A 25,463-nucleotide genomic window follows, 5' to 3' on the forward strand; every position below is an offset into this window, starting at 1 on the left:
TCCGCCCGTTCCGCCCGTTCACGCACCTGCAACACCCCCGTACGTATTGTCCCTGCCTGAGCTACTCCTGGGACGCACGTCGAGTTCCCGAGGAGAACGACCGCTCATGACCAGGCGCCATGGTTACGTCCTGCTTGCCGCACTCGCGGCCGTGGTGACGTTCGTCTCGGTGGGCATCTACGCCATGGTGAGGCCACCGGCCACCACCGTCTCGTCCGGGACCCCCTCGCGCGTGTCCTCCGGGGTGCCCGCGTCCGGCACCTGGACGGGCACCTGGTCGGCGTCACCCGTCGGCCCCGAGCCCGGTACGCCGAACGGTCTTCCCGGAACCACCGTCCGTAACGTCGTGCACACCAGCATCGGTGGCTCCCTGGCCCGCATCACCCTCTCCAACCTCTTCGGCACCCGGCCGCTGAAGATCACCGAGTCGACCGTGGCGGCCGACAACATCGTGCGGGCGGTGACCTTCGACGGACATACGTTCGTCACGATCCCGGCCGGTGGCCAGATCGTCAGCGACGCGGTCCGCATCCGGGTCCCGGCCGACGCCGACGTGACGGTCTCCGTCTTCTCGCCCTCGCCGAGCGGCCCGGTCACCTACCACCCGCACGCCCGGCAGATCTCGTACCTCTCCGGAGGCGGGCGCACCGTGGAGACGCCCTACTGGCGCTACCTCACCGCCGTCGACGTCCTCACCCATGAGGCGCGCGGTTCGGTCGTCGTCTTCGGCGACTCGATCACCGACGGCATCACGTCCACGACCGGTGCCGACCACCGCTGGACCGACGTACTCGCCCAACGGCTGGGCAGCCACTACGGCGTGCTCAACGAAGGCATCAGCGGCAACCGGGTCCTGCTGGACGGCCAGGGGCAGAGCGGTCTGCGGCGCTTCGACCGCGACGCGCTCGCGCGCTCCGGCGCCCGGACCGTGGTCATCGACCTCGGGGTGAACGACATCCTGCGCAGGCCGAACCAGCTCGACGCCCGGCAGATCACCGACGGACTGCGCAGGCTGGCCCAGGAGGCGCGGGCGCGCGGACTGCACGTGGTCGGCTCGACGCTGATGCCGTTCACCGGCCACCGAGGAGCGAGCCCGCAGCTGGAGGCCGTACGCCAGCAGGTCAACGCGACGATCCGGTCGGGCGGTGTGTACGACGCGGTCGTCGACTTCGACCGGGCGCTGCGCGACCCGTACGCGCCGACCCGGCTGCTGCCCGCGTACGACTCCGGCGACCATCTGCACCCGAACGACGCGGGCTACCGGAAGATGGCGATGACGCTCGACCTGGACGCGCTGAGCGAGTCCGTCCCGGCGCGCGCCTGACCGGTCGACGCGCGGCGCGTCCGGACGGGACCGGCCCCGTACCTGCCCGTGGTGGGCGGGTACGGGGCCGATCCGTTCAACGGGCAACGGGCAACGGGCAACGGACCGTGGGCAACGGACCATGGGCTGTGGGCCACGGGCTGTTGCTGCGGACCACAGGCTGCGGACCACGGGCAACGGACCACGGGCTGTGGACCACGGGCCGCAGGCGCCGGGTCAGTTCCCGGTGGTCCTCCGGCGCCGCCACCAGACGAGGGCCGCCCCTGCGGCAAGGAGCGCCGCCGCGATACCCGTGAGGGTGAGGACCTGGGTGCCAGTGGCGGCCAGCCCGCCACCGCCGTCCTGCTTGCCCGGCGGGGTGGACGGCGCCTGGCCGCCGGGCGGTGTGCTGTGTCCCGGCCCCGGGGTGTGGCTCGCCGGGGCGGACGGCTGTCCGGTGGGCTTGCCGGTGGGGGTGGGGGTCGGTGTCGGGCTCTGACCGCCGCCGGACGGGAGCTTGCCGTCCGTGTTGCCGCCGAGGAGCAGCTCGTGATCGTTGTCGGCGTCGTCGGTCATGGCCTGGACGGAGGTCTGCGTGGAGCGCTGGAGGTGCGGGTGCTGGGCCTTGAACTCCACGTCACTGATGTTGCGCTTGGGGCTCTTGGAGAAGTCGACGCCGCCCATGACGCAGATCTTCTGCTGTCCGGCCATCTCGCACGGGTAGCTGTAGTCGCCCTTGGTGAACGACTTCACGTACTCGTCCCAGGTCTTCCGGGGCGTCCAGGAGGCGTTCTTGCCGCGCACCGGCCACCGGTGCACATCGTTGCTGTTGATCATCGCGTGGTAGTCGCTGGGCGCCTTGGCGTCCTGCTGGCGCACGTACTCGGCGGCCACCCGGGAACGGTAGACGCGGCGCAGGTCCGCGTACTGCGGCGCGGTGTTCACCTTGTGCTCGACGTCGGGGATGATGATCTGGTTGACCAGCCGCTGGGAGGTCTTGCGCTGGGCGGCGGTCAGGTCGCACGGGCCGTTCGGACTCGGCGTCTTCACGTCGGAGGCCACGGAGTTGACCTTCAGCGGCGCGTCGAGGATGTAGATGCCGGTGTCGTGGACACGGACCTTCGCGGGCTCGGGCACGATCCAGTTGCGGACCACCGTGCCGCACGAGAGCCCGGCGGCCTTCATGGCGTCCCAGTACTGCTTACCCAGACCCTTCCGGGGGTCCATGTCCCTGGCGTAGTCGTGCTTCATCTCCAGGTCGGCCTGGAGCAGCACCCGTCCGGCGTCGGTCTTCCCGAACGTCTTGTCCATGATCTTGTCGGGCTGATCCGGGTTGAGGTTGACCCAGAACTTGTCCGGCGTGAGGGCGAGCCAGGTGAAGTAGGCGTCGGAGATGAGCTGGGCCTTCTCCTTGCCGCCCCACCCCGCGTCCTCGTTCGGTGCCTTGTCCGCCGAGAAGGAGTAGTCGACGCCCTTGCCCTTGACGGGCTTGCCGACGTAGCTCAGCTGCAGGGTGGAGAAGTCCACCCCACCGGGTCCGCGCACGCGCATCCCGCTGGGGTCGTTGCGGCGGACGGCCTCGACCTGCTTCCGCATGGTTTCTGGGGTGGGCGCGGAACCGTTGACGATGTCGGTCGCGCCACCGCGTGCCGTGGAGCCCGTGGGCGCGAGGTAGGGGGAACTGGCGGAGTACTTACCCGGCTTGAACGTCGCGCGCGGCGTCGAGTTGTGCTCGTACGTCGTCACCCGGGGCTTGCCGTCCGGACCATTGCCGAACTGGGCGGCGAGATTGCGGTAGAAGGTCTTCGTCTCGTCGGTCTGCGACTGGCCGAAGACACCGCGCAGCCGGTAGTCCTTGTACTTCGGGTCGCTCAGGACCGCACGGTCCTTCGGCCCCTGATCGCCGGCGTAGTTGGGGCCGGACTTGATCTCGACGAGTTCCTTCGTCCTGCGGTTGACCGCGTCGTAGATCCGGTAGCGCTTCTCCCCTGTCTTGGCGTCGGTGTACTCGACCGGCTCCTGGCAGATCCAGTCCGGGCCGACCAGGCCGAGGTCCTTGACCGCCTTGCGCTCGAAGGCCTTGCCGCGCGGGTTGCGGCCGGCCATGTCGATGTACGAGTCGTCGAGCCAGCCCTTGAACGAGCCGTACTCGTTCGCCCCGTTCTGGCCTTCGAGGTAGCGGCTGTACGAGGCGAACACCTTGCGGGGGTCGCCCTCCTTCCACTTCTTGGGGTCGGTCCCGGCCTCCCGGAGGATCTTCTGCTGCTCGGCCTGGTCGTCGGGCAGCGTGACACCGTCCATGGCGTTGCGCTGGTTGGTGTAGTCGTACTCGTCCCAGTCGCTCTTGGGACGGCTGCCGTTCTGCCCCCAGGAAGGGCTGGACACCGGGGTGCCGGACAGATCGTAGAGTTCCTCGCACGGCACGCCCGGCTTCGGCACCGACGCGGCTCCCGCGAGGTGCAGGCCGGGCAGTCCGGTGAGCGTCAGGGCACCGGCGCACGCGAGGGCGACGGCGAGGCGCTTCCCCGCAAGGGAGCGCCGATGGGGTGATATCGGGTGGATCATCATTCTCCCGGGGCCCAGTCGGCGTTGGGTCCGGTGTGGCGCCAAGGGCCCCCGCACTGATCGGCGCCACACAAGCAATCCACAGACTAGGTGCCGAACTCGCCTGTGTCGCAAGGCAATTGCGGCGTGGCGCGTCCCGCCATCGGCTCTCCACGGGATCCTTACACGTGTGGGCCCGGCCGTAGGATCTCGGAGCATGGACACGATCGACAGCCCCGAGTGGTCCGACAACCCGCGCCTGAACGGCTGGCTGGCGGAGCAGCGGTCGGCGTTCCCGGCCTGGCGCGAACAGGCCCCGGGCGCCTGGGACTTCACACCTGCTTCCGTCGACCGGCTGGAGGAGCTGGTCCGGGGCGCGTTCTCCTCGTACGAGGAGGCGGACGCGGCCTCCGACGGGCCACTGCTACAGGTGGCCGCCTGGTACCTGGGCGAGGTGCAGGTACGCGGCCACGGGGCCGAGTGGCGGTGCGCCCCTGCACCCGGTCCCGGCCGCTTCGCCAGGATCCGCCCGCTGGTCACCCTGTCCAAGGAGCGGCTGGACGAGGACGAGCGGGCCGAGCTGCGGAAGCTGGAGGAGCTGTACGAATCCGACTGGCCGCTCTGCAACCCGCTCGACGAGCTGCTCGCCCTGTTCCTCCGGGGTCCGGACAACCACCTGCGGGACGTACTGGATCAGTACGCGGGCGGGTCCTGACCCGTCGGCGGGGTGGGTGCGAACGGGATCCGGGTAGGCACGCATCTCGGCGCGCCGTCCCGTCCGGACACGCCGCCCGGCCGCTCACACCGTCCGGCCGCCGGACCGGGCCGGGAGCCTCAGCCCAGCTCCTTGCGCCTGGCCCGCGCCTCTTCCTTCAGCCGCTGCTTCTCGGCCCTGGTCACCTTCCGCTCCACCCCGACACCGCCGAACATGGCGAACCCGGTGACCTTCACCCGGGGCGAGCCCGGCGTGCCCTCGCCCGATCCGCTGTCGCCGAAGCCGCCCATGAGGCCAATGCCGTTGACGTCGCAGTGCAGGTCCGGGGGGACGATCACGGCGATCCCGCCGAAGAGCGCGAAGCAGCGGATCGTCACGTCCCGCGCCTCGAAGCGGGCCTCCCGCAGATCCAGCTCACCGCCGCCGAACATCGCGAACGTGGTGACCGTCCGGCCGACGGTCCAGCGGCCCTTCCGGTGGAAGCCGCCGAAGACCGCGACTGCCTTGCTGGACGTCGCGGTGCCACCGATCCGGTCCGCCCACTCGTCCCTCTTGCCCAGTGACGTCGCCGGGGTGCCGGCCTTGAAACTGCCCGGGGCCGGAAGGTCGCGTACGAGCGGTTCGAGTTCGCCGTGCGTACGGGCCTGGTAGGTGGCGTCGAGGCGGTGCTCGAACTCCTCCATGTCGAGCCGCCCCTCGGCAACAGCCTCGCGCAGCGTCTCGGCAACACGCTCGCGCTCGGCATCGGAGGCACGCATCTCGGGGAGTTCGTTTGTCATGCCGACAGCTTATGGAAGGGCGCCTACTGGAGGCCACGGTCGGCGTACATCTTCGCGATGACCGCCTCGATGTCGGGCTCCCGTACGGAGAGATCGACGAGCGGGTACGCGTCGGCGACGGCCGCGACGATCGGCGCCGCCGACGCGGAAGCGGGGAAGGCCAGCCACTGCCGGGGCCCTTCCACCTTCACCGTGCGCGCCAACTCCGTTTTGATCGGCGGAAGTTCACGCTCCAGGTCGACCACGAGCAGCCGCTCGCTCTCCCCCACCTCGTGCAGCCCGGCCAGTGCGCCGTCGTACATCAGCCGCCCGTGGTCGATCACCATCACCCGCTTGCAGAGCTGTTCGATGTCGGTCAGGTCGTGGGTGGTGAGCAGGACGGTGGTACCGCGCTCGGCGTTCAGGTCGTGCAGGAACTCACGGACCTTGGCCTTGGATATGACATCGAGGCCGATGGTCGGTTCGTCGAGGTAGAGGACTTCCGGGTCGTGCAGCAGGGCCGCCGCGATGTCGCCGCGCATCCGCTGCCCGAGGGAGAGCTGCCGCACGGGTACGTCCAACAGGGCGCCCAGATCGAGCAGTTCGATGCACCGGTCCATGTTCTCGCGGAAGCGGTCGTCGGGGACCCGGTACATGCGGTGGGCCAGCCGGTACGAGTCGCGCAGCGGCAGATCCCACCAGAGGGTGGTGCGCTGCCCGAAGACCACACCGATGCGCTGGGCCAGCTTCGTCCGCTCGCGGGAGGGATCGAGCCCCGCGACGCGCAGCCGGCCGCCGCTGGGGGTGAGGATGCCCGTGAGCATCTTGATGGTGGTGGACTTGCCCGCGCCGTTCGGGCCGATGTAGCCGACCATCTCGCCCCGGGCCACGCGGAAGCTGATGCCGTCGACGGCCCGGACCTGATGCTTCTCACGGCGCAGCAGGCCGGACTTCCGGCGTACGTCGAAGACCTTCTCCAGGTCTTCGAGCTCGATGAAGTCATCGTTGGAGCCATCGTTGGAGTTATCGTTCACGGCAGGTCAACTCCCCTCATGCGTACGACTCTTGCCTGCGGACCGTCCCGGCGAAGCGCACGCGTCAGCGCCGGACGGAGCGCGCCACGCGGAACCCCACGTCGTCGATCCGGAACGTCGGGTGACTGCGGCGCCGCACCGAGGCCCGGCAGCTCCACTCCTCGTCGAACCACCCGGCACCGCGGAGCACCCGGTAGGCGCCGTAGACCTCGGGGTCGTAGAGGTCCCAGCACCACTCCCAGACGTTGCCCAGCATGTCGTACAGGCCCCACGCGTTGGGCCGCTTGCCGCCCACCTCGTGGATCCGGTCCTGCGCGTTCCCGCGCTGCCAGGCGATCTCGTCGAGCGGCCCGTACCGCGGCCCCTCCGTACCGGCCCGGCAGGCGTGTTCCCACTCGGCCTCGGTCGGCAGCCGGTACCCGTCGGCGGAGGGATCCCACTCGGCCCCCTCGGCACCGGCATCAGCCCGCTCGCCTTCGCCGCCACCACCGCCGTCACCGCCGTCACCGTCGAGGCGGTACGCGGGCGTCAGACCCTCCCGCCGGGACAGGGCGTTGCAGTACCGGACCGCGTCCCCCCACGAAACGCCCTCGACGGGCAGCCGGTCGCCCGTTGCCGTGCTCGGCCGGGCGCCGGTGACCTGCGCGTACCGCGCCTGGGTGACCGGGTGGGCAGCGAGCCGGTAGGCCGCCAGCTCGACCGGCCAACTGCGCTGGGTGCGCCGGTCCGACAGCGTCACCCGCCCCGCCGGAACGGCGATCATCTCGTGCGCTGCGTTCGCTTCCATGAGTCGGCGAGCGTACCAACGGCCTTCCTCGCGGGACGAGCGGGTTTATTCCGGCCTGCGGGGTCACGCGCGCGGCGGAAGCTGGTCGTACGTCTTGAAGGTGTACTGCGCGTTCAGGGTGATCGCGTTCCCGGCCGCCGCCGGAAGGCCGAACCGGTCGTTGACCAGCTTGCCCAGCGGGCCGCATCCCTCGGCGGCCGGGGCGGTGAACGCGTCGTCGTACGCGACGAACTTGATGACCGGCGGGTTCTTCGAGACCCACTCGGAGTCACCGTCCCGCTTCAGGTGCAGTTCGACGGGCTTGTCGGCGCCGATGACACACCCGTGCGGCAGCAAGGGGCTGACGACCCGGAAACGCATGGTGAACAGACCCATGGTGTCCCCGGCGGGATAGAAATCGGATCGGCCGCCGTACTCCGGCTGGAGGGACAGCGCGGACAGGGGGTTGTGATCAGCGGCCTGGCGGTCGGTGGCGTTCTGGTCAGCGGTGTTGCCGAGGAGCCCCCCGGGGACGGCGGCCGGGGCGCTGCGCATGGCGCCCCACACCTGCCCGGCGCTCCCGTCGGGCATCGGGCCCTCGGCGTGGGTGATGGTCATCGGCGCCAGTTCGGGAATGCTGCGGCTGCCGAGGGTCAACGGGCCGGTGGCGGTGAGGACTTCACACTTCCAGCTGGCCGCGTCGACACCGGCCGGGATGTCCGGGCAGTCGCTGAAGTCGTACGAGGGGGCGGGAGGCGCGTCGGCGGCGACGGCGGGGGCGCTCGCCGCACCGGCGACCAGGGCGGCGACGGCGGCGGCGAAGGCGAGCCCGGCGGCCCCGCGTCGGACGGTCGAGGAGCGCTTCTCAGTGGTGGTCTGCATGATCCCCAGCCTGCCGCCGCACCCCACCGGGCAGCCACGGGGAAGTCCCTCGCCACACCCTGAGCTGCCCCTGACCGCCTGTCAGGGTCCGCCCCTCAGAACGGACATGGCCCGTGCGTGGTCGGCGGACGTACTCGGTGCGCCGCATCGTGCCCCTGCCCTCGCACGGCAGCCCGCGCGGCCCGGACGGCAGAGGCGTACTGGACGACGGCCGACTGAGCCGGGCCGAGCTGACGGACGGCACTCTGGACAAGGTGCCGGCCGGACTGACAGCGCTGGGCGTGGTGGTCCTGGCGATATCCGTCGCGTGGGCCGCGGCGCGCGGGCACCGGCACCGGCACCGGACCGTGCACCCCGCCGGAAAGGACGCCCCGGCCGCCGGTCCCGGCGGCCCCGGGCACGTCGGGTCCGGTACGCCGCCGGAGCCGCCGCCAAACTCCTGACGAATAAGGCAAGTTGACCCTCTCGGACGTTCCCCCGGCACTTCAGGTCCGAGTCCACCCGGCTCGGCCAGGACCGACCGGGCCGATACGGAGCACAGCATTCCGTCACTTTGGGTAGCCTGACGAACACGGGGCGAAGTGCCCTGCTTGTCGCCGCTTCGAGGAGGCCCTCCATGCGTGCAACTGTTGGCGATCGACTCCACGTCCACAGTCGGTCCGTGGGACTGACCGACCGCCAAGGGGAGATCATCGAGGTCCGGGGCGAGGACGGCGGACCGCCGTACATGGTCCGCTTCTCCGACGGCCACGAGGGCCTGGTCTACCCGGGACCCGACTGCGTCATCGAATCCCGCTCGTCAGAAGACTGAGCAGGCCCTCACGCGGCCTTCGCAGCTGACGAGGTCGCGACGGGGCCTGTCCGACCCCGATCCGCCGGACAGGCCCTGGGGCTGCACCCCCGGCCATTCCTCATTCGCGCACAGCCTCGTTAGCCTTGCGGGATGCCCCGACTCCACCTGCTCCACCTCGACCACGCCCCGGCACTCCTTGAGTTCGAGCAGGACAACCGGGCCTATTTCGCCGCGTCGATCCCCGACCGCGGCGACGAGTACTTCGCCCAGTTCGAGGCACGCCACCGCGCCCTGCTCGCCGAACAGACCACCGGGACCTGCTTCTTCCACGTACTGCTGGGCAGTGAGGGCGAGGTGCTGGGGCGGGTCAACCTGGTCGACGCGGCGGACGGTTCGGCCGAACTCGGGTACCGGATCGCCGAGCGGGCCGCCGGGCGGGGGCTGGCCACATCCGCCGTGCGCGCGGTGTGCGACCTGGCTGCCGCCGAGTACGGCATCACCACCCTGCGGGCCAGGACGACGCTCGGCAACGCCGCTTCGCGGGCCGTGCTGGCCCGTACCGGGTTCCTGCCCACGGGCGGGATCTGGCTGAACGGCCGGCCGGGGCTCCGTTTCGTACGCGACGGGGTCACCGCGGACCGCCTCCGCAGGTGACCGCATATGCCGGGGCCTCATGTCGATCCCTCGTGGGCGGGACAGGACTTCCGGCCGAACGGATCGCGCCCGGGGCCCCTCCCCGCCTTCAGCCTCTTGAGACGCCCGGCCCCAAACCGCCTATTTTCAGATGCGTTTGTAATTGATCCACTTATCAACCTGTTTGGCGTACTCGTCCGACTGCCAAAGATGTCCCCGCAAGCATCGGTGCCGACAGAAGGCGAGTTCGACATGGCTGACTGGGTGAAGGTCGCAGGCAGTCTCTCTGCCATCTCGGCAGGATCCAGAACGACCGTATGGGGTGTGAACTCCGCCGGCGCCATCTACCACTACACGAACAACGACGCCAACCCCTGGATCAACATCCCCGGGTCCCTCAGCGACATCGGCTCCGCTGCCGACGGCACCGTATGGGGCGTCAACAGGAACGACCAGATCTACCGGTACACCGGAGACCAGTCCACGACGAACTGGGTGGGCATCCCCGGCAGCCTGGTCCGCATCTCGGCAGGATCCAGGACCAACGTATGGGGGGTGAATTCGGGCGGCGGCATCTACCGCTACACGAACAACGACGCCAACCCCTGGATCAACATCCCCGGGTCCCTCAGCGACATCGGCGCCGCCGCCGACGGCACCGTATGGGGCGTCAACAAGAACGACCAGATCTACCGGTACACCGGAGACCAGTCCACCACCAACTGGGTGGGAATCTCCGGCAGCCTGGTCCGCATCTCGGCAGGATCCAGGACCAACGTATGGGGCGTCGACTCCGCCGGCAGCATCTACCGGTACACCAACAACGACGCCAACCCCTGGATCAAGATCCCCGGCAACGCCAGCGACATCGGCGCCGGTGCCGACGGCACCGTGTGGCACGTCAACAAGAACGGTGAGATCTACCGGTACACCGGGGACCAGCCAAGCTGATCCGAGTCCCCAACTCCCGCTGCGGCGGAACCGGTTCGGGGCGCGATCCCTTCCCCTCCCGGTCGTCCGCGAACGGCCCCGGCGCCCTCCCCCACGGGACGGCGCCGGGGTCGTGATCCGTCCGCGCCCACACGGCCCGGAGCCCCGCCGGCGGCCCGGCCGTCAGCTCCCGGTGCTCCGGTACGACCGCAGCCCGTACCGCCAGGCCAGCCCCGCCAGCGCACAGCACACCGCAGCCACCACCGGAGGCGCGAACGCCCACCAGTGCGGGACGTCCAGGGGATACGGGCGGCCCAACACGTACAGCGCGGGCAGCCAGTTGACGAAGGACAGCGGGACCACGAACGTCACCCCGCGCAACAGGTCCTTCGCGAACACCGTCGGCGGGTACTGGAGCAGCGTCACCCCGCCGTACGTGAAGGAGTTCTGCACCTCCGACGCGTCCTGCGCCCAGAACTGGAACGCCCCGCCCGCCACGAACACCGCCGCGAAGATCGCCCCGCCGCTGAGCACCATCATCGGCACCATCGCCACCTTCAGCGGCGTCCAGTCGATGTCGAGGGCCAGCAGCGCATACCCGAGGACCAGCAGGCCCTGGGAGATCCGGCCCAGCCGGCGCAGCGCGAAGCGGTCCGCGGCGACCTGGGCGAGCACCGGGGCCGGGCGTACGAGCAGGGTGTCCAGTGTGCCGTCGCGGATCCGGCGGCCCAGCCGGTCCATCGAGCCCATCACCAGGTCGGAGAGGCCGAAGGCGGTGGAGGCCGAGCCGTACAGGAACGCGATCTCGCCCAGCGAATAGCCGCCGAGCCGCGTCACGTGCGAGAACATCAGCAGGATCGCGACGAAGTCCAGACCCGTCGCGGCGAAGTTCCCGAAGGCCGTCATCGCGAACGACGCCCGGTACGTCATCGTCGAGCGGATCCACATCCCGGCGATCAGCCGGTACGCGCGCAGCCCGTCAGCCACCCTGCACCACCACCCTCCTGGCAGCGGCGGACTGGAGCAGCCGACCGGCGCCGAGCAGCACCACCGCCCAGCCGAGCTGGAAGGCGTACGCCGTCACCAGCCCCCAGCCGGTCCGCTTGCCCAGGGCGATGTCGGCCGGCACCTGGAGCAGCACCGACCAGGGCAGCAGCCGTGCGATCTCGCCCAGGAGACCGGGGAAGAGGTTGAGCGGCAACACCATCCCGGAGAAGAACATTCCGGCGATCCCCGCCATCTGCGCGACGCCCACGCCGTCCATCAGCCAGAACGCGGACAGTGCCACGAGATAGCGGATCGCGAAGCTGACGATCACCCCGAAGAGGAGTGAGACCAGCAACGCGAGCCACACGAAAGGGTTGGTCGGCAGCGCGAGGTGGAAGGCGAGCGCCCCCAGCACCATCGGCGCCACGCCACGGCCGAGGAACTGGAACGCGGCGCGCCCCAAGTCACCTGCCAGCCACCAGAGTTGCAGGTCGACGGGGCGGTAGAGGTCGATCGCGATGTCACCGGTGCGGATCCGCTCGACCAGTTCGTCCTCCAGGCCACCGCCGAGCAGCGCCATCGTCGTCATCAGCGCCTGGCCGAGCCATACGTAGGTGAGGGCCTGCGCCTGGTCGTACCCTCCGAGGTGCGGACGCTCGTCCCAGAGCGCGATGTAGGTGTACGCCAGGATGAAACCGAACACGGTGTTGGTGAACACCCCGGCCGCCGTCGCCACCCGGTAGGTCGCGAAGCGTCTGAATCCCCCCGCGGCCACGACCGCGTACACCCGCATGTGACTTCCCCCACCCGTGCCCCGCCCGCCACCCCGGCCGCTTCCCCTCAACGGCCCTGCACCGAAGCGGATGACCTTAGTCCAAGGGGGTCGCACGCCGCGACCGAATTGACCACCCAGTTCGAACCGGGCACCGCAACAGTGTTTTATTGGCGTACCACACGATTGCCCCGATACGACACTCTTGTGCCGGACGCTGGAGAAACAGTGAGCGACGAGCAGCCACAGCAGCCCGGCTGGACCCCGCGGGAACCGCTCGACGGCGGCGCCCCGCCACCCGACGGCACCAGTGCCGCACCCGGGAAGAAGGGGAAGAAGCGCAAGCGTCCCAAGCGGCACGGCTGGCGCCGCCTGATCCCCACCTGGCGCATGGTCCTCGGCGGCGTCGTGGTGATCGTCCTGCTGCTCGTCGGCGGCTTCATCGCCGGGTACAACCTCGTCGACATCCCGCCCGCCAACAAGGCGGCCACCGCGCAGAGCAACGTCTACCTCTACGCCGACGGCACCGAGATGGCCCGCGACGGCGAGGTCAACCGGGAGAACGTCCCGCTCGCGCAGATCCCCCTCGACGTCCAGCGTGCCGCGCTCGCCGCGGAGGACCGTGATTTCTACTCCGAGAGCGCCGTCGACCCCCAGGCCATGATCCGCGCGGCATGGAACACCCTGACCGGCAAGGGCACGCAGGGCGGCTCGACGATCACGCAGCAGTACGTCAAGAACTACTACCTCGGCCAGGAGCAGACCCTCAGCCGCAAGGCCAAGGAGTTCTTCATCGCGATCAAGCTCGACCGGGAGGAGACCAAGGACCAGATCCTCGAGGGCTATCTGAACACCAGCTACTTCGGGCGCAACGCGTACGGCATCCAGGCCGCGGCCCAGGCGTACTACGGCAAGAACATCCAGGACATCGACGTCGCACAGGGCGCCTATCTCGCGTCGCTGCTCAACGCCCCCAGCGCGTACGACGTCGTGGCGCACCCGGAGAACAAGACCCGGGCGGTGGCCCGCTGGAACTACGTGCTCGACGGCATGGTCAAGAAGAAGTGGCTCAGCCAATCCGACCGCGCCGCCGAGAAGTTCCCGGTACCCGGCAAGATCAAGGGCGCATCGGGGCTCTCCGGACAGCGCGGGTACCTCGTGCAGGCCGTCAAGGAGTACCTCACCAGCAACAAGATCCTCGACGAGGACACCCTGGCCACCGGCGGCTACCGCATCACCACCACGATCCAGAAACCGAAACAGGACGCACTGGTCACCGCCGTCGACGACCAGGTGAACAGCAAACTCAGCAAGAGCCGCACCGCCGACCGCAATGTCCGCGTGGGCGGCGCCTCGGTGGAGCCGGACTCCGGCCGGGTCGTCGCGATGTACGGCGGGATCGACTACACCAAGCAGTACGTCAACAACGCCACCCGCCGCGACTACCAGGTCGGCTCGACCTTCAAGCCGTTCGTCTTCGCCTCCGCCGTCGAGAACCGGTCGACCACCCAGGACGGGCGCCGGATCACCCCGAACACCATCTACGACGGCACCGACCACCGCATGGTGCAGGGCCCCAACGGGCCCACCGGCTACGCCCCCGGCAACGAGGACGGCCGTTCCTACGGCAACATCACCGTCAGCACGGCCACCGACAAGTCCGTCAACGCCGTGTACGCACAGATGGCCGAGGACGTGGGCCCCGCCAAGGTGGAACAGACCGCGACCGACCTCGGCATCCCCAAGAACACCCCCGACCTCAACCCCTACCCGTCCATCGCGCTCGGCCCGTCCACCGCCAGCGTGCTGGACATGACCGAGGCGTACGCGACCCTCGCCGGGCACGGCAGGCACGGGATGTACACCATCGTCGACTCGATCAGTAAGAACGGCGCGAAGGTCGCCCTGCCGGCGAACAGCACCGTGCAGGCCGTCACCCGGCAGTCCGCCGACACCACCACGTCGATCCTGAAGAGCGTCGTCGAGAGCGGCACGGGCACCGCGGCCAAATCGGCGGGCCGCCCCGCCGCGGGCAAGACGGGTACCGCGGAGGACGACAAGGCGGCCTGGTTCGCGGGCTACACGCCCGACCTGTCGACCGTGATCTCGGTGATGGGCCAGGACCCCGACACCGGCGTACAGAAGCCGCTGTACGGGGCGCTCGGCCTGCCCCGCGTCAACGGCGGGGGCGCGCCCGCGCAGATCTGGGGCCAGTACACGGCAGCCGCGCTCAAGAACACCCGGGCCACGCCCTTCACCCTCGATCTCCAGGCGGGCGCGAGCCAGGACGCGCTGCCGACCCCGGCGTCGTCCTCCGCCTCCCCGTCGGGGTCGGCGTCGCCCTCGGCGAGCGCCAGCGCGACGGGACCGTCGCCCACCGGGTCCGGCAACCCGTCGTCGCCGCCCCCGTCCGTACCGTCCGAGACACCGAGCGAGAGCACCGGCGTCATCGGCGGACTCACCGGCGGCGGCACCGAAACGAGCGGCGGCACCAACGGCGGCGGAGGCCTCACCCCGGGGAACGGCGACGGGGGCGGCACCGGCTGATCCCGGCTGATCAGGTCAGCGTGCGGGGACCGGGGCCGGAACCGCGCTCGGGACACGAGGCGGGACCGGCGCAGGAACCGCGCTCGGAACACGAGGCGGCACCGGGGTCGAGACATGGGCCGGAGCCGGGGCCGCAGCCGCAGTACGCACCGGCTGGCGAGCGTGCACCGGGGCAGGGACAGACGTGGCGGCGACGGCGGCGGAGCCGCCCGCGATGACCACCGCGCCTCCGGCAACGATGCCGAAGAACAGACGGCGGGTACGGCTGGCCGGACGGGTCCTCTTGTGAATCGTCAAAGCAGTTCCCTCTCAACGGGGGTTGACCGGATCCTCAGCTGTTCGACCGGGCTGAGGCCCTTGCATGAGAGGAGTACGGGACCGGGCTCCCGGCAGGTTGCACGGAATCCCGGAAAAACAATTCCCGCCGCGCATGCAACCTGCCCGGACAACTCCACGTACATACGTAGGGACGGGGGCGGGTCCAGCGGAAGGTGGCAGGTGAGAGAAGCAGTCCGGGAGCGGGAGTTCCGGGAGTTCGCCGAGGCCCGGCAGGCATCGCTGAGGCGCAGCGCGTACCTGCTCTGCGGAGACTGGCACCAGGCGCAGGACCTGACCCAGACCACGCTGATGAAGCTCTACGCGGCCTGGGGCCGGGTCCGCCGGGACGGCAACGTGGAGGCGTACGCACGCACCATCCTCACCCGCACCTTCATCGACCAGTACCGCAAGGCGCTCTGGCGTGAGGAGCCGGTGGAGGACGTGCCCGATCTGCCGTCCGCCGAGGCGGACGTACCGGAGATGCGCCTGGTGATGCGGTCGGCGCTGATGGAACTCCCGCCCCGCTACCGGGCGGTGCTGGTGCTGCGGTACTGGGAGGACTGGAGCGTCGAACAGACCGCGGAGGCACTGCGGGTGACACCTGGCACGGTCAAGAGCCAGAGCGCCCGAGGGCTCGCCCGACTGCGCCGGATCGTCGAAGACCTGTCCACCGAAACGAGCGGGAGGTGAAGGAGCGGATGAACGAGCAGGGGAACAGTGCGATGCGCGTCGCCTTCGAGGCGATCCTCGACGCATCGGCGGAACCGCAGCTGCCCAGCGTCACCGATGCGGTGGTCCGGGGCGGGCGCCGGATCCGGCGCCGTCGTACGACGATCTCGGCCGCCACCGCGCTGGTGGTCGCGGCACTGGCGGTCACCGCGGCCGTCCATCTGCCCGGCACGGACGCCGACCGTCATCCGGCGCCGCCCCTCGGCACGGTGGACAGCCCCGCACCCACGCCGCCCCCCTCGCCGAGCCCCAGCCCGCCGAGCACGCCGACACCCGTGACCGCTCCCGCGAACCCGGCGGGTGTTCCCTCGCCCGCCGGGTAGCCGAACGGCGGGCTGAGGGAACGGACAAGATCTCAGTGACCGCTGGTCGCCTTCAGGCCGACGACGGCGACCAGCAGCAGGCAGACGAAGAAGATCCGGGCCGCGGTGGCGGGCTCACCGAGCAGGACCATGCCGAACACCGCCGCACCGGCCGCGCCGATCCCCACCCAGACGCCGTACGCGGTACCGATCGGCAGGGTCTTGGCCGCCTGCGAGAGCAGCAGCATGGACACGACGATGCCCGCGCCGGTGAAGAGGCTGGGCCACAGCCTCGTAAAACCTTCGGTGTACTTCATCCCGATCGACCAGGCCACTTCGAGCAGACCAGCAACGATGAGCAGAACCCAAGCCATGACGACGAACCTCCGTGAGACGGATCAACAGGGGGTGCGTCGTCTTTGCTGCCCGGTACGGCGCGTCTCGTCGGGTTCGTTCCACCGTAGCAAACCGCCACGGGCCATTGACCAGCTCACAGACCATGGGCCGACTCACGGGCCATTGACCAGCTACGGACACTGCTGCGGATACCGCTACAGATACAGCCCGGTGGAGTCGTCGGAGACCCGCTCCGACGCCACGGCGTGCAGATCGCGCTCCCGCATGAGGACGTAGGCCACGCCCCGGACCTCGACCTCGGCGCGTTCCTCCGGGTCGTACAGCACCCGGTCGCCGGGGACCACCGTGCGGACGTTCTGCCCGACCGCCACCACCTCGGCCCAGGCCAGCCGCTTGCCGACCGCGGCCGTCGCCGGAATCAGGATGCCGCCGCCCGAGCGCCGCTCGCCCTCCGGGCTGTCGGACTTGACCAGCACGCGGTCGTGCAGCATCCGGATGGGCAGCTTGTCGTCGTGGGTGTTCTCGCTCACGGGCTCGAACCTACCTGGCCGCGGGCCTGCCGTTCACCGAAGGGTGGAGCCCGGTGCGAGCGGATGCAGTGCGCGCACTGCTTCTCGGCCCACGTCCCGCCCCACGTCCCGGCTCGCCTCCGGGCTCACTTCTTGCAGCGCTTGGACGACACGCACAGCCCGATCAGACCCACGCTGAGCAGCGCCACCGGAATCACCCGTTCCAGCCGAGGAGCGCCGGTGTCCGAGACGAACTGGGCCCGGACCCCGTTCGCGGCCCTGTTCAGCGCGACGAAGGCCCGCCCCGCGGTCTGGTCGACGGCAGAGGCGACCTTGGCCTTCGCGTCCCCCACGATCGTGCTGGGGTGCAGCCGCACACCGATCTCGTCCAGCGTGTCCGCGAGATCCGCGCGCCGGGTCTCGATGTCGGCCTGGATCTGCGCCGGGGTCCTGGCATCCGTGGCATCCGACACTGCGCTGCCTCCGTGGTCGTGTCCGGTAGTCGTTGCTCGACAGTCTGTCAGCTTCAACGGGAACGCACCCCGCGGCACCCCTATTACGCTCGGCCCCATCCGTACCTCACGGCCCACGCACCCTCCCGAGGAGACCTTGATGAGCGAGCGACTCCAGCCCGGCGACACCGCTCCCGCCTTCACTCTGCCCGACGCGGACGGCAAGGAGATTTCCCTCGCCGACCACAAGGGCCGCAAAGTCATCGTGTACTTCTACCCGGCTGCGCTTACCCCCGGATGCACCAAGCAGGCCTGCGACTTCACCGACAATCTCGAATTTCTGGCAGGCGCCGGGTACGACGTCATCGGCGTCTCGCCGGACAAGCCGGAGAAGCTCGCGAAATTCCGCGAGAAGGAGTCCCTGAAGGTCACGCTCGTCGGTGACCCGTCCAAGGAGACACTCACTGCGTACGGCGCTTTCGGGGAAAAGAAGCTCTACGGCAAAACGGTGACCGGAGTCATCAGGTCGACCGTGATCGTCGACGAGGAGGGCAAGGTCGAGCGGGCCCTCTACAACGTCAAGGCCACCGGCCACGTAGCCAAGATCATCAAGGATCTCGGCCTCTGATCCGGGCCGACATCCGCTGAGTACCGCCGGGTAACGCCGAGTCCTGCCGGGCTCCACCGAGAATGCGTGACCAAGGTCCCATTACCCGGGACCTTGGTTTGCGGCCACCATCGCCGTGCAGAAGTTCCTCTTGCGTGTTTTTGTATGCCCAGAGAGAGGACGGAAACCATGGCGGACCACGGCAGGGAGACCGCGGCCGACCCCGAGGCGGTCAAGCGCCATCGCGACCTCTACCGCATCATCAACCGCCGGAAGCACCCGCGACTGCGCCGCACCGATATCACGGTGACCGACGAAGCCGCCATCAAGCGCGCGGTCAAAGCGGCCTCTCTCGGTAATGCCATGGAGTGGTTCGATTTCGGCATCTACAGCTATCTGGCGGCCACCATCGGCCATGTCTTCTTCCCGTCGGGAAGCAGCACGGTCCAGTTGCTCTCGTCGTTCGCCACCTTCGCGGTCGCCTTCCTGATCCGCCCGGTCGGCGGCATGGTCTTCGGGCCGATGGGAGACAAGATCGGCCGCAAGAAGGTCCTCGCCATGACCATGATCATGATGGCGATCGGCACCTTCGCGATCGGGATCCTCCCCTCGTACGCGGCGATCGGATTCTGGTCCCCGGTCCTGCTGATCTTCTTCCGCCTGGTGCAGGGGTTCTCCACCGGCGGCGAGTACGGCGGCGCCTCCACCTTCATCGCGGAGTACGCACCCGACAAGCGCCGCGGCTACTTCGGCAGCTTCCTGGAGTTCGGCACGCTGGCCGGGTACGTCGGCGCGGCGGGTCTGGTCACGCTGATGACCGCGCTCCTCGGCCACGACGGGATGAACAGCTGGGGCTGGCGCATCCCGTTCCTGGTCGCGGGCCCGCTGGGCCTGGTCGGTCTCTATCTGCGGCTGCGGCTGGACGAGACCCCGGCCTTCCAGCGACTGGAGGGCGAGAGCGTCCACGCGGGCGAGGCGGCCGACGGGGTGGAGACCTCCGCGAAGGGCGACCTCCGCAAGATCTTCCGCGACTACTGGCCGTCGCTGATCCTGTGCATCGCGCTGGTCGGCGCGTACAACATCACGGACTACATGCTGCTGTCGTACATGCCGACGTACCTCACGGACGAACTGCACTACGGCGAGACGCACGGCCTGCTGATCCTGCTGGGTGTCATGGTCTGCCTGATGCTGATCATCAACCAGGTCGGCAAGCTCAGTGACCGCTTCGGCCGGAAGCCCCTGCTCATGACCGGCATGCTCGGCTTCTTCTTCCTGTCGCTCCCGGCATTCCTGCTGATCCGCCAGGGCTCCGTCCCGGCGATCGTGGCGGGCATGCTGATGCTCGGCCTCTCGCTGGTCTGCCTGCTGGGGACGATGTCGGCGGCGCTGCCCGCCCTGTTCCCGACCCAGGTGCGGTACGGCTCGCTGTCGGTCGGCTACAACCTCTCCGCGTCCCTGTTCGGCGGTACGACCCCTCTGGTGATCACCGCCCTGATCAGCCTGACCGGATCCAAGCTGGTGCCCGCCTACTACGCGATGGTGGCGGCCCTGGTGGGGGTGGTCGCGGTGCTGTGCATGAAGGAGACCGCCCAGCAGCCACTGGAGGGCTCCCCGCCGTCGGTGGAGACGAAGGAGGAGGCGGCGGAGATCGTGGAGTCCCAGACACCGGATCCGCGCTTCTGAACCCGGCCCCACCCGCGACTCCCCTCCCGGCCCCCTCCCGCACCGGCCCGTACCGCCACCGCCACCCGGTACGGGCCGCTCCGCTTTCCGGACGTGACGGTCCGGTCAGCGGATCGTTACTCCGTACGAGGTCGCGAACGCGCGACCGGGACGGAGCGAGCCCACCATGACCGACCCGTACGAGCGGGAGACACTCACCCGGGCGGTGGCCGAGTCCAGGAACTGGGCCGACGTCATGCGGCGCCTCGGCCTCAAGAAGAGCGGCGGTCGGCACCGTGTGCTCAGAAAGCGGGTCGCCGCACTCGGCATCGACACCAGCCACTTCCAGCAGCGCAGCCCCTTCCGCACGTACACGGACGAGGCGATAGCCGCAGCCGTCGGCACGTCCTCGACACTCCGCGAAGTCGTGACCGCGCTCGGCGCCCCGCCCGCGACCGGCACGCTGTCGCACATCAGACGGCGGATCGCGGCGGCCGGCATCGACGTGAGCCACTTTCCCGGGCTCAACCGTCCGGAAGGGCCCCGGCTCCTGTTCACCGTCGAGGAACTGCGAAACGCCGCCGCCTCGGCCGACAGTGTGCGCGGAGCAGCGCGGCTGCTCGGGCTGGCCGACGGCGACAGCCGGTCGCGCGCAGCGCTGGGAGCGATGCTCAGGGAGCACGGGATCGACACCTCCCATTTCCGGAACGCACGTCCGGCGATCAGCGAGGGCGCCCTGCGGGCAGCGGTACCCGGTGCCACCAGTTACGCGGACGTCATGCGCGCGCTCGGCCTCGCGGTGAACGACACCAACCATCGCCGCGTTCGCCGCACCGTGCTCCAACTGCAGCTCGACACCGGCCACTTCACGCGCCGCCCCTGGGGGTCGACGCGCGTGCCGGAACGGCGGCCGATCGCGCCGCGGACCCTGGTCGTCATGCCGCGGGGGTCGGCACGCGCGAAGCGGCCCCAGCTGCACCGCGCCCTCCAGGAAGTGGGTGTCCCCTACCGGTGCGAGCGCTGTGCCAACCCCGGCTCATGGCTGGGCCGGCCGATCACGCTCCAGATCGACCACATCAACGGCGACTGGCTCGACAACCGCCGGGAGAATCTCCGGTACCTGTGCCCGAACTGCCATGCGCTGACCGACACCTGGTGCCGGAACCGCAGGAAGCAACAGCTCGACGCATAGTCGTGGGGGAGTGCGGGTGTGGGCGCGACTTACCCCGTACGACTGTCGGCCGAGTACCATGAACGACAGCCTGCGGCCTTGGCGCAGTTGGTTGACGCGATCGGTTTAGGTCCGGTTTGTCCGTTTGGACTAGGTGGGTTCGAATCCCACAGGCCGCACATGGCTGGAGGGGCACCCCGCGACCGGGGTGCCCCTCCAGCGTTCCCTGCTCAGCCCAACAGCTCCCGCACCACCGGCACCAACGCCCGGAACGCCTCCCCCCGGTGGCTGATCGCGTTCTTCTCCCCCGCGGTCAGTTCCGCGCAGGTTCGCGTCTCGCCGGCCGGCTGGAGGATCGGGTCGTAGCCGAAGCCGCCCGATCCGGCCGGGACGTGGCGGAGGGTGCCGAGCAGGCGGCCCTCGACCACCCGTTCCGTACCGTCCGGGAGGGCCAGCGCCGCCGCGCACGCGAAGTGGGCGCCGCGGTTCGGGGCTTCGATGTCCGACAGCTGAGCCAGCAGCAGACGGAGGTTCGCCGCGTCGTCGCCGTGGGTGCCGGCCCAGCGGGCCGAGAAGATGCCGGGGGCGCCGTTCAGTACGTCGACGCAGAGGCCCGAGTCGTCGGCGACCGCCGGGAGGCCGGTGGCCCGCGCCATGGCGTGGGCCTTCAGCAGGGCGTTCTCGGCGAAGGTGATCCCCGTTTCCTTGACGTCCGGGACTTCGGGGTACGCATCGGTGCCGACCAGTTCGTGGGGCAGGCCCGCGTCGGTGAGGATCGCTTCGAGCTCGGTGATTTTCCCGGCGTTGCGGGTGGCGAGGATCAGACGGGTCATGGGTCCAGTATCGGGCCCGCCGGGATCAGCCGGGTGCCTCGGCAGGCGCCGGGCGCCCGCCGGTGTTGCGTGTGATGCGGACGGGCGCACGGTTCGACCCGTGCGCCCGTGCCGTACGGACGCACGGGGCGCCGCGGTGGGTTGCTTCGCCTCGTCGCCCGCCGAGAGCTTCGGCTCCGCCTGCCGGGAGTTCCGGTCCTGGCTGCCGAGAGCCGCGGCGCGAAGCCCCGGTTCGGCCGCCGGGGCCTCGGTTCTACTTGCCGAGCGCTTCGACCTGGAGCGCCGTGAGGTCCGCGCAGCCGGCGGTGGCCAGGTCGAGCAGGGCGTTGAGCTCCTTGCGGTCGAAGGGCTCGGCCTCGGCGGTGCCCTGGACCTCCACGAAACGGCCGTCGCCGGTGCAGACGACGTTCATGTCGGTCTCGGCGCGCACGTCCTCCACGTAGCAGAGGTCGAGCAGCGGTGCGCCGTCGACGATGCCGACGCTGACCGCGGAGACGGTGTCGGTGAGGGGCTTGCGGCCCGACTTGATGAGCTTCTTGGACTGGGCCCAGGTGACCGCGTCGGCGAGGGCGACGTACGCGCCGGTGATCGCGGCCGTACGGGTGCCGCCGTCGGCCTGGAGGACATCGCAGTCCAGCACGATCGTGTTCTCGCCGAGCGCCTTGTAGTCGATGACCGCGCGCAGCGAACGGCCGATCAGCCGGGAGATCTCGTGCGTACGGCCGCCGATCTTGCCGCGTACGGACTCACGGTCGCCGCGGGTGTTGGTGGAGCGCGGGAGCATCGAGTACTCGGCGGTGACCCAGCCCTCCCCGCTGCCCTTGCGCCAGCGCGGGACTCCTTCGGTGAAGGAGGCGGTGCAGAAGACTTTGGTGTCGCCGAAGGAGATGAGGACAGAGCCCTCTGCGTGCTTGCTCCAGGCGCGCTCAATGGTGACCGGGCGGAGCGCTTCGGGGGTGCGGCCGTCGATACGAGACATGGGGCCGAGCCTATCGGCCGCGGTGGGGAGGGGTGCCGGGCGGCTGCGGACGGGCCGGTCCGGGACGCCTTTCGGTGCCCCGAACGGGCCCTTCCCGTGTCGGTGATCCGCCGGGCGGGTCAGTCGCCCGGCGGCCCGGTGGTTCCGCGGCTCACACGCGGCTCACATCATGTCTTCGATGTCGGCCGCGATCGGGTCGGCGTCGGTGCCGACCACGACCTGGACCGAGGTCCCCATCTTGACCACCCCGTGGGCGCCCGCGGCCTTGAGCGCGGCCTCGTCGACCAGGGAGGGGTCCGCCACCTCGGTGCGCAGCCGGGTGATGCAGCCCTCGATCTCTTCGATGTTGTCGAGTCCGCCGAGCCCGGCGACGATCTTCTCAGCCTTGGTGGCCATGTCCGACTCCTGAATGTCTCTTCGTGTGAATGTCTCTTCGCGAGGCGCCCGTTCGCGAGGTGTCCGTTCGCGACACGTCTCTTCGCGATCCGGCGAGCCTGTGAACCGGCAACCCGGCGATCCGGCGATTCGCCGCTCTGTCCGTTTGGTTACGGTAACGCACGTTTGGACCAGTTATACGAGCGTGAAACGGCACCGGATCGCAAGCTGACGATCACGGGTGCCGCGCCCGGGGCTCGGCGCCGGCGCACGCCGTGCCGGGGGCCCGCCTCCGTGCGGCGGATCGCCCGACAGGCCGACGCCAGGAGGACGCCGAATGAGCACCAGCAGCGCGGCCGTGCCACAGAACGTGCCGGCGAAGAAGTGGTGGAACGGCCTGTTCCAGGGGCTCCAGAAGGTCGGACGCAGCCTTCAGCTACCGGTCGCCGTACTGCCCGCCGCAGGTCTGCTCGTCAGTCTCGGCAACCTCTTCTCCGCCTATCTGCACGGCGCCTTCTGGGACAAGACCTCCAAGGTCTTCCTGGCCGGGGGCAACGCGATCCTCGACGGGGCCTTCGGGCTGCCCCTGCTCTTCTGCATCGGCGTGGCGATCGGCTTCGCCAAGAAGGCGGACGGCTCGACGGCCCTCGCCGCGGTCGTCGGCTTCCTCGTCTACCACGGGGTCCTGGGCGCCTTCCCGATCGGCGGCAGCGTCACCAAGGCGCTCCCCAACGGCACCCCGCAGAACCCCGGGGTGCTCGGCGGCATCCTCATCGGGCTGCTGACCGCGATCGTCTGGCAGCGGTTCCACCGCACCCGGCTGGTCGACTGGCTCGGCTTCTTCAACGGCCGGCGGCTCGTCCCGATCCTGATGGCCTTCATCTGTGTCGTGCTCGGGGTGGCGTTCGGGCTGCTGTGGCAGCCGGTCGGTGACGCGCTGACCTGGTTCGCGAAGCATCTGATCGACCTGGGCGCCTGGGGCTCGGCGATCTTCGGTGTCGCCAACCGGCTGCTCATCCCGATCGGTATGCACCAGTTCCTGAACACCTTCTTCTGGTTCCAGGCGGGCAGTTACACCAAGCCGGACGGGACCGGGGTGCAGGGTGACCTGACCCGTTTCTTCGCGGGCGACCCGAGTGCCGGCCAGTTCATGTCGGGGTTCTTCCCGATCATGATGTTCGGCCTGCCCGCCGCGGCGCTGGCCATCGCGCACTGCGCCAGGCCGGAGCGCCGCAAGCAGGTGACGGGCCTGATGATCTCGGTGGCCCTGACGTCGTTCGTCACCGGGGTGACCGAGCCGCTGGAGTTCTCGTTCATGTTCGCGGCGCCGCTGCTGTACGGCCTGCACGCGCTGCTGACCGGTGCCTCGATGGGGATCACCTGGGCCCTCGGGGTCCATGCGGGTTTCAGCTTCTCCGCCGGGCTCATCGACTACGTCATCAACTGGCACCTCGACACGAAACCCTGGCTGATCATTCCGATCGGGCTGTGTTTCGCGGTCGTGTACTACGTGGTCTTCCGCTTCGTCATCACCAAGTTCAACGTGATGACGCCGGGGCGCGAACCGGACGACGACGTCGACGACGTGACCAAGGCGTAGCCCCCGGCGGGGGGGGCGGAGGCTCAGATCTCGTACACCGCGCCGGGCCGGGCCAGTTCCACCGGCCCGTCGTACACCGCCCGCGCGTCCGCCAGGTTGCGCTTGCCGTCCGTCCACGGCGGGATGTGGGTGAGCACCATGCGGCCCACCCCGGCGCGCGCCGCGTGGGCGCCGGCCTCGCGGCCGTTGAGGTGGAGGTCGGCGACGTCCTCCTTGCCGTGGGTGAAGGACGCCTCGCAGAGGAACAGGTCCGTGCCGGTCGCCAGGTCGTGCAGGGAGTCGCAGACGCCGGTGTCCCCGGAGTACGTGAGCGAGGAGCCGCCGTGCTCGATGCGGATGGCGTACGACTCGACCGGGTGGCAGACCTCCTCCGTGCGTACGGAGAACGGTCCGATGTCGAACGACGCCGGTTTCAGGTCGTGGAAGTCGAAGACCTCGCCCATCGAGGAGGACGACGGCGTGTCCGCGTACGCCGTGGTCAGCCGCTCGGCCGCGCCCTCGGGCGCGTACACCGGGATCGCGGGGCAGCGTCCGCCGTCGTGCCGGTAGTAGCGCGCGACGAAATACGCGCACATGTCGATGCAGTGGTCCGAGTGGAGATGGCTGAGGAAGACGGCGTCGAGGTCGTAGAGACCGCAGTAGTGCTGCAGTTCACCCAGGGCGCCGTTGCCCATGTCGAGGAGCAGCCGGAAGCCGTCGGCCTCTACTAGGTAGCTCGAACAGGCCGATTCCGCGGAGGGGAACGACCCCGAGCAGCCGACGACGGTGAGCTTCATGGAGTCGGAACCTCCGTGGACGGGCCGGGCGACGGGGGTCGAGCGGTTTGTCGAGCCTAAGGCGCGGGAGCGGCGGTCGCTCCTCCACGGAGGGCCGTTGTGGGGGAACTCACCCGCGCTGTCACC

The 25,463-nt window shown here is 69.7% G+C and carries 27 protein-coding genes, 1 tRNA gene and 1 riboswitch; of the genes, 14 read left to right on the plus strand and 14 right to left on the minus strand.

Annotation, left to right across the window (positions count from 1 at the left end; all coding sequences use genetic code 11):
- Positions 1–106: 106 nt before the first annotated feature.
- On the plus strand, positions 107–1,324 hold the full coding sequence (locus OG709_RS12485) for an SGNH/GDSL hydrolase family protein (RefSeq protein WP_250298672.1): 1,218 nt from the start codon (positions 107–109) through the stop codon (positions 1,322–1,324).
- A 216-nt stretch (positions 1,325–1,540) separates the two neighbouring features.
- Here OG709_RS12485 and OG709_RS12490 read toward each other — a convergent pair whose 3' ends face one another.
- Positions 1,541–3,868, minus strand: coding sequence for an LPXTG cell wall anchor domain-containing protein (locus OG709_RS12490; protein WP_329166087.1), 2,328 nt, complete (start codon positions 3,866–3,868; stop codon positions 1,541–1,543).
- Between the two features lie 196 nt (positions 3,869–4,064).
- On the opposite strand from OG709_RS12490, the gene OG709_RS12495 reads away from it, so the two are divergent.
- Entirely contained in the window at positions 4,065–4,562 is a 498-nt protein-coding gene (locus tag OG709_RS12495) for a hypothetical protein (protein ID WP_326694814.1), read from the plus strand.
- Between the two features lie 119 nt (positions 4,563–4,681).
- Here the strand turns inward: OG709_RS12495 and OG709_RS12500 are convergent, their stop codons facing one another.
- The 4 genes from OG709_RS12500 to OG709_RS12515 form a co-directional block, all read right to left on the minus strand.
- On the minus strand, positions 4,682–5,341 hold the full coding sequence (locus tag OG709_RS12500) for a DUF1707 SHOCT-like domain-containing protein (RefSeq protein ID WP_250298675.1): 660 nt from the start codon (positions 5,339–5,341) through the stop codon (positions 4,682–4,684).
- A gap of 23 nt (positions 5,342–5,364) precedes the next feature.
- Positions 5,365–6,354 (minus strand): ABC transporter ATP-binding protein, encoded by a 990-nt coding sequence (locus OG709_RS12505; protein ID WP_266642971.1) that lies wholly within the window; start codon positions 6,352–6,354, stop codon positions 5,365–5,367.
- 64 nt (positions 6,355–6,418) lie between these two features.
- Complete coding sequence (locus OG709_RS12510) at positions 6,419–7,141, minus strand: formylglycine-generating enzyme family protein (RefSeq protein ID WP_326694813.1); 723 nt, start codon at positions 7,139–7,141, stop codon at positions 6,419–6,421.
- A gap of 63 nt (positions 7,142–7,204) precedes the next feature.
- Positions 7,205–8,002 carry a hypothetical protein gene (locus tag OG709_RS12515; RefSeq protein ID WP_329166091.1) on the minus strand — a complete coding sequence of 266 codons (798 nt, stop codon included), beginning with the start codon at positions 8,000–8,002 and terminating at the stop codon, positions 7,205–7,207.
- 113 nt (positions 8,003–8,115) lie between these two features.
- Here OG709_RS12515 and OG709_RS12520 point away from each other — a divergent pair, with 113 nt between their 5' ends.
- From OG709_RS12520 to OG709_RS12535, 4 genes are all read left to right on the plus strand, one after another.
- Positions 8,116–8,445, plus strand: a complete 330-nt coding sequence (locus tag OG709_RS12520) for a hypothetical protein (protein ID WP_329166093.1) — start codon at positions 8,116–8,118, stop codon at positions 8,443–8,445.
- Positions 8,446–8,618: 173 nt separating this feature from the next.
- Complete coding sequence (locus OG709_RS12525) at positions 8,619–8,813, plus strand: DUF1918 domain-containing protein (protein ID WP_250298679.1); 195 nt, start codon at positions 8,619–8,621, stop codon at positions 8,811–8,813.
- Positions 8,814–8,945: 132 nt separating this feature from the next.
- Positions 8,946–9,449, plus strand: coding sequence for a GNAT family N-acetyltransferase (locus OG709_RS12530; protein WP_329166094.1), 504 nt, complete (start codon positions 8,946–8,948; stop codon positions 9,447–9,449).
- Between the two features lie 231 nt (positions 9,450–9,680).
- Positions 9,681–10,379 (plus strand): tectonin domain-containing protein, encoded by a 699-nt coding sequence (locus OG709_RS12535; RefSeq protein ID WP_329166096.1) that lies wholly within the window; start codon positions 9,681–9,683, stop codon positions 10,377–10,379.
- A gap of 162 nt (positions 10,380–10,541) precedes the next feature.
- On the opposite strand, the gene OG709_RS12540 is transcribed toward OG709_RS12535, so the two are convergent.
- Both OG709_RS12540 and OG709_RS12545 read right to left on the minus strand, forming a co-directional pair.
- Positions 10,542–11,369 (minus strand): ABC transporter permease, encoded by an 828-nt coding sequence (locus OG709_RS12540; RefSeq protein ID WP_266645030.1) that lies wholly within the window; start codon positions 11,367–11,369, stop codon positions 10,542–10,544.
- Positions 11,338–12,138 carry an ABC transporter permease gene (locus tag OG709_RS12545; RefSeq protein ID WP_250298682.1) on the minus strand — a complete coding sequence of 267 codons (801 nt, stop codon included), beginning with the start codon at positions 12,136–12,138 and terminating at the stop codon, positions 11,338–11,340. Before OG709_RS12545 ends, OG709_RS12540 begins: the two co-directional genes overlap by 32 nt.
- Before the next feature lie 207 nt (positions 12,139–12,345).
- Between OG709_RS12545 and OG709_RS12550 the strand changes: the two genes are divergently transcribed.
- From OG709_RS12550 to OG709_RS12560, 3 genes are all read left to right on the plus strand, one after another.
- On the plus strand, positions 12,346–14,664 hold the full coding sequence (locus tag OG709_RS12550) for a transglycosylase domain-containing protein (protein ID WP_250298684.1): 2,319 nt from the start codon (positions 12,346–12,348) through the stop codon (positions 14,662–14,664).
- A gap of 498 nt (positions 14,665–15,162) precedes the next feature.
- Complete coding sequence (locus tag OG709_RS12555) at positions 15,163–15,672, plus strand: SigE family RNA polymerase sigma factor (RefSeq protein WP_266642955.1); 510 nt, start codon at positions 15,163–15,165, stop codon at positions 15,670–15,672.
- An 8-nt stretch (positions 15,673–15,680) separates the two neighbouring features.
- Positions 15,681–16,034: a hypothetical protein gene (locus tag OG709_RS12560; protein ID WP_326694808.1), complete on the plus strand. Its 354-nt coding sequence runs from the start codon at positions 15,681–15,683 to the stop codon at positions 16,032–16,034.
- Positions 16,035–16,066: 32 nt separating this feature from the next.
- Here OG709_RS12560 and OG709_RS12565 read toward each other — a convergent pair whose 3' ends face one another.
- The 3 genes from OG709_RS12565 to OG709_RS12575 all read right to left on the minus strand — a co-directional run bounded on the left by OG709_RS12565 (position 16,067) and on the right by OG709_RS12575 (position 17,352).
- Positions 16,067–16,387 carry a DMT family transporter gene (locus tag OG709_RS12565; RefSeq protein ID WP_250298686.1) on the minus strand — a complete coding sequence of 107 codons (321 nt, stop codon included), beginning with the start codon at positions 16,385–16,387 and terminating at the stop codon, positions 16,067–16,069.
- A gap of 33 nt (positions 16,388–16,420) precedes the next feature.
- Positions 16,421–16,483: riboswitch (guanidine-III (ykkC-III) riboswitch) on the minus strand.
- An 81-nt stretch (positions 16,484–16,564) separates the two neighbouring features.
- Positions 16,565–16,900 (minus strand): GroES family chaperonin, encoded by a 336-nt coding sequence (locus OG709_RS12570; RefSeq protein ID WP_250298687.1) that lies wholly within the window; start codon positions 16,898–16,900, stop codon positions 16,565–16,567.
- Positions 16,901–17,025: 125 nt separating this feature from the next.
- The gene (locus OG709_RS12575; RefSeq protein WP_250298688.1) at positions 17,026–17,352 is read right to left on the minus strand and encodes a DUF3618 domain-containing protein; all 327 of its coding nucleotides are present in this window, start codon (positions 17,350–17,352) and stop codon (positions 17,026–17,028) included.
- 139 nt (positions 17,353–17,491) lie between these two features.
- Between OG709_RS12575 and bcp the strand changes: the two genes are divergently transcribed.
- From bcp to OG709_RS12595, 4 genes are all read left to right on the plus strand, one after another.
- Positions 17,492–17,959, plus strand: a complete 468-nt coding sequence (gene bcp / locus OG709_RS12580; protein WP_250298689.1) for a thioredoxin-dependent thiol peroxidase — start codon at positions 17,492–17,494, stop codon at positions 17,957–17,959.
- Between the two features lie 168 nt (positions 17,960–18,127).
- Positions 18,128–19,624, plus strand: coding sequence for a glycine betaine/L-proline transporter ProP (gene proP, locus OG709_RS12585; protein WP_266642950.1), 1,497 nt, complete (start codon positions 18,128–18,130; stop codon positions 19,622–19,624).
- A 166-nt stretch (positions 19,625–19,790) separates the two neighbouring features.
- Complete coding sequence (locus tag OG709_RS12590) at positions 19,791–20,795, plus strand: HNH endonuclease signature motif containing protein (RefSeq protein ID WP_326694807.1); 1,005 nt, start codon at positions 19,791–19,793, stop codon at positions 20,793–20,795.
- A gap of 72 nt (positions 20,796–20,867) precedes the next feature.
- A tRNA-Leu gene (locus OG709_RS12595) sits at positions 20,868–20,953 on the plus strand.
- Positions 20,954–21,004: 51 nt separating this feature from the next.
- Here the strand turns inward: OG709_RS12595 and rdgB are convergent.
- The 3 genes from rdgB to OG709_RS12610 all read right to left on the minus strand — a co-directional run bounded on the left by rdgB (position 21,005) and on the right by OG709_RS12610 (position 22,997).
- The gene (rdgB, locus tag OG709_RS12600) at positions 21,005–21,607 is read right to left on the minus strand and encodes an RdgB/HAM1 family non-canonical purine NTP pyrophosphatase (protein WP_250298693.1); all 603 of its coding nucleotides are present in this window, start codon (positions 21,605–21,607) and stop codon (positions 21,005–21,007) included.
- 253 nt (positions 21,608–21,860) lie between these two features.
- Positions 21,861–22,586: a ribonuclease PH gene (gene rph, locus OG709_RS12605; RefSeq protein ID WP_250298694.1), complete on the minus strand. Its 726-nt coding sequence runs from the start codon at positions 22,584–22,586 to the stop codon at positions 21,861–21,863.
- 162 nt (positions 22,587–22,748) lie between these two features.
- Positions 22,749–22,997, minus strand: a complete 249-nt coding sequence (locus OG709_RS12610) for a PTS glucose/sucrose transporter subunit IIB (protein ID WP_266645029.1) — start codon at positions 22,995–22,997, stop codon at positions 22,749–22,751.
- 301 nt (positions 22,998–23,298) lie between these two features.
- Between OG709_RS12610 and OG709_RS12615 the strand changes: the two genes are divergently transcribed.
- Complete coding sequence (locus OG709_RS12615; RefSeq protein WP_250298696.1) at positions 23,299–24,561, plus strand: PTS transporter subunit EIIC; 1,263 nt, start codon at positions 23,299–23,301, stop codon at positions 24,559–24,561.
- A gap of 23 nt (positions 24,562–24,584) precedes the next feature.
- On the opposite strand, the gene OG709_RS12620 is transcribed toward OG709_RS12615, so the two are convergent.
- On the minus strand, positions 24,585–25,337 hold the full coding sequence (locus OG709_RS12620; protein WP_250298697.1) for an MBL fold metallo-hydrolase: 753 nt from the start codon (positions 25,335–25,337) through the stop codon (positions 24,585–24,587).
- Positions 25,338–25,463: the final 126 nt, after the last annotated feature.

The organism is Streptomyces sp. NBC_01267, assembly GCF_036241575.1.
In the GTDB taxonomy this organism is placed as follows: Bacteria; Actinomycetota; Actinomycetes; order Streptomycetales; family Streptomycetaceae; genus Streptomyces.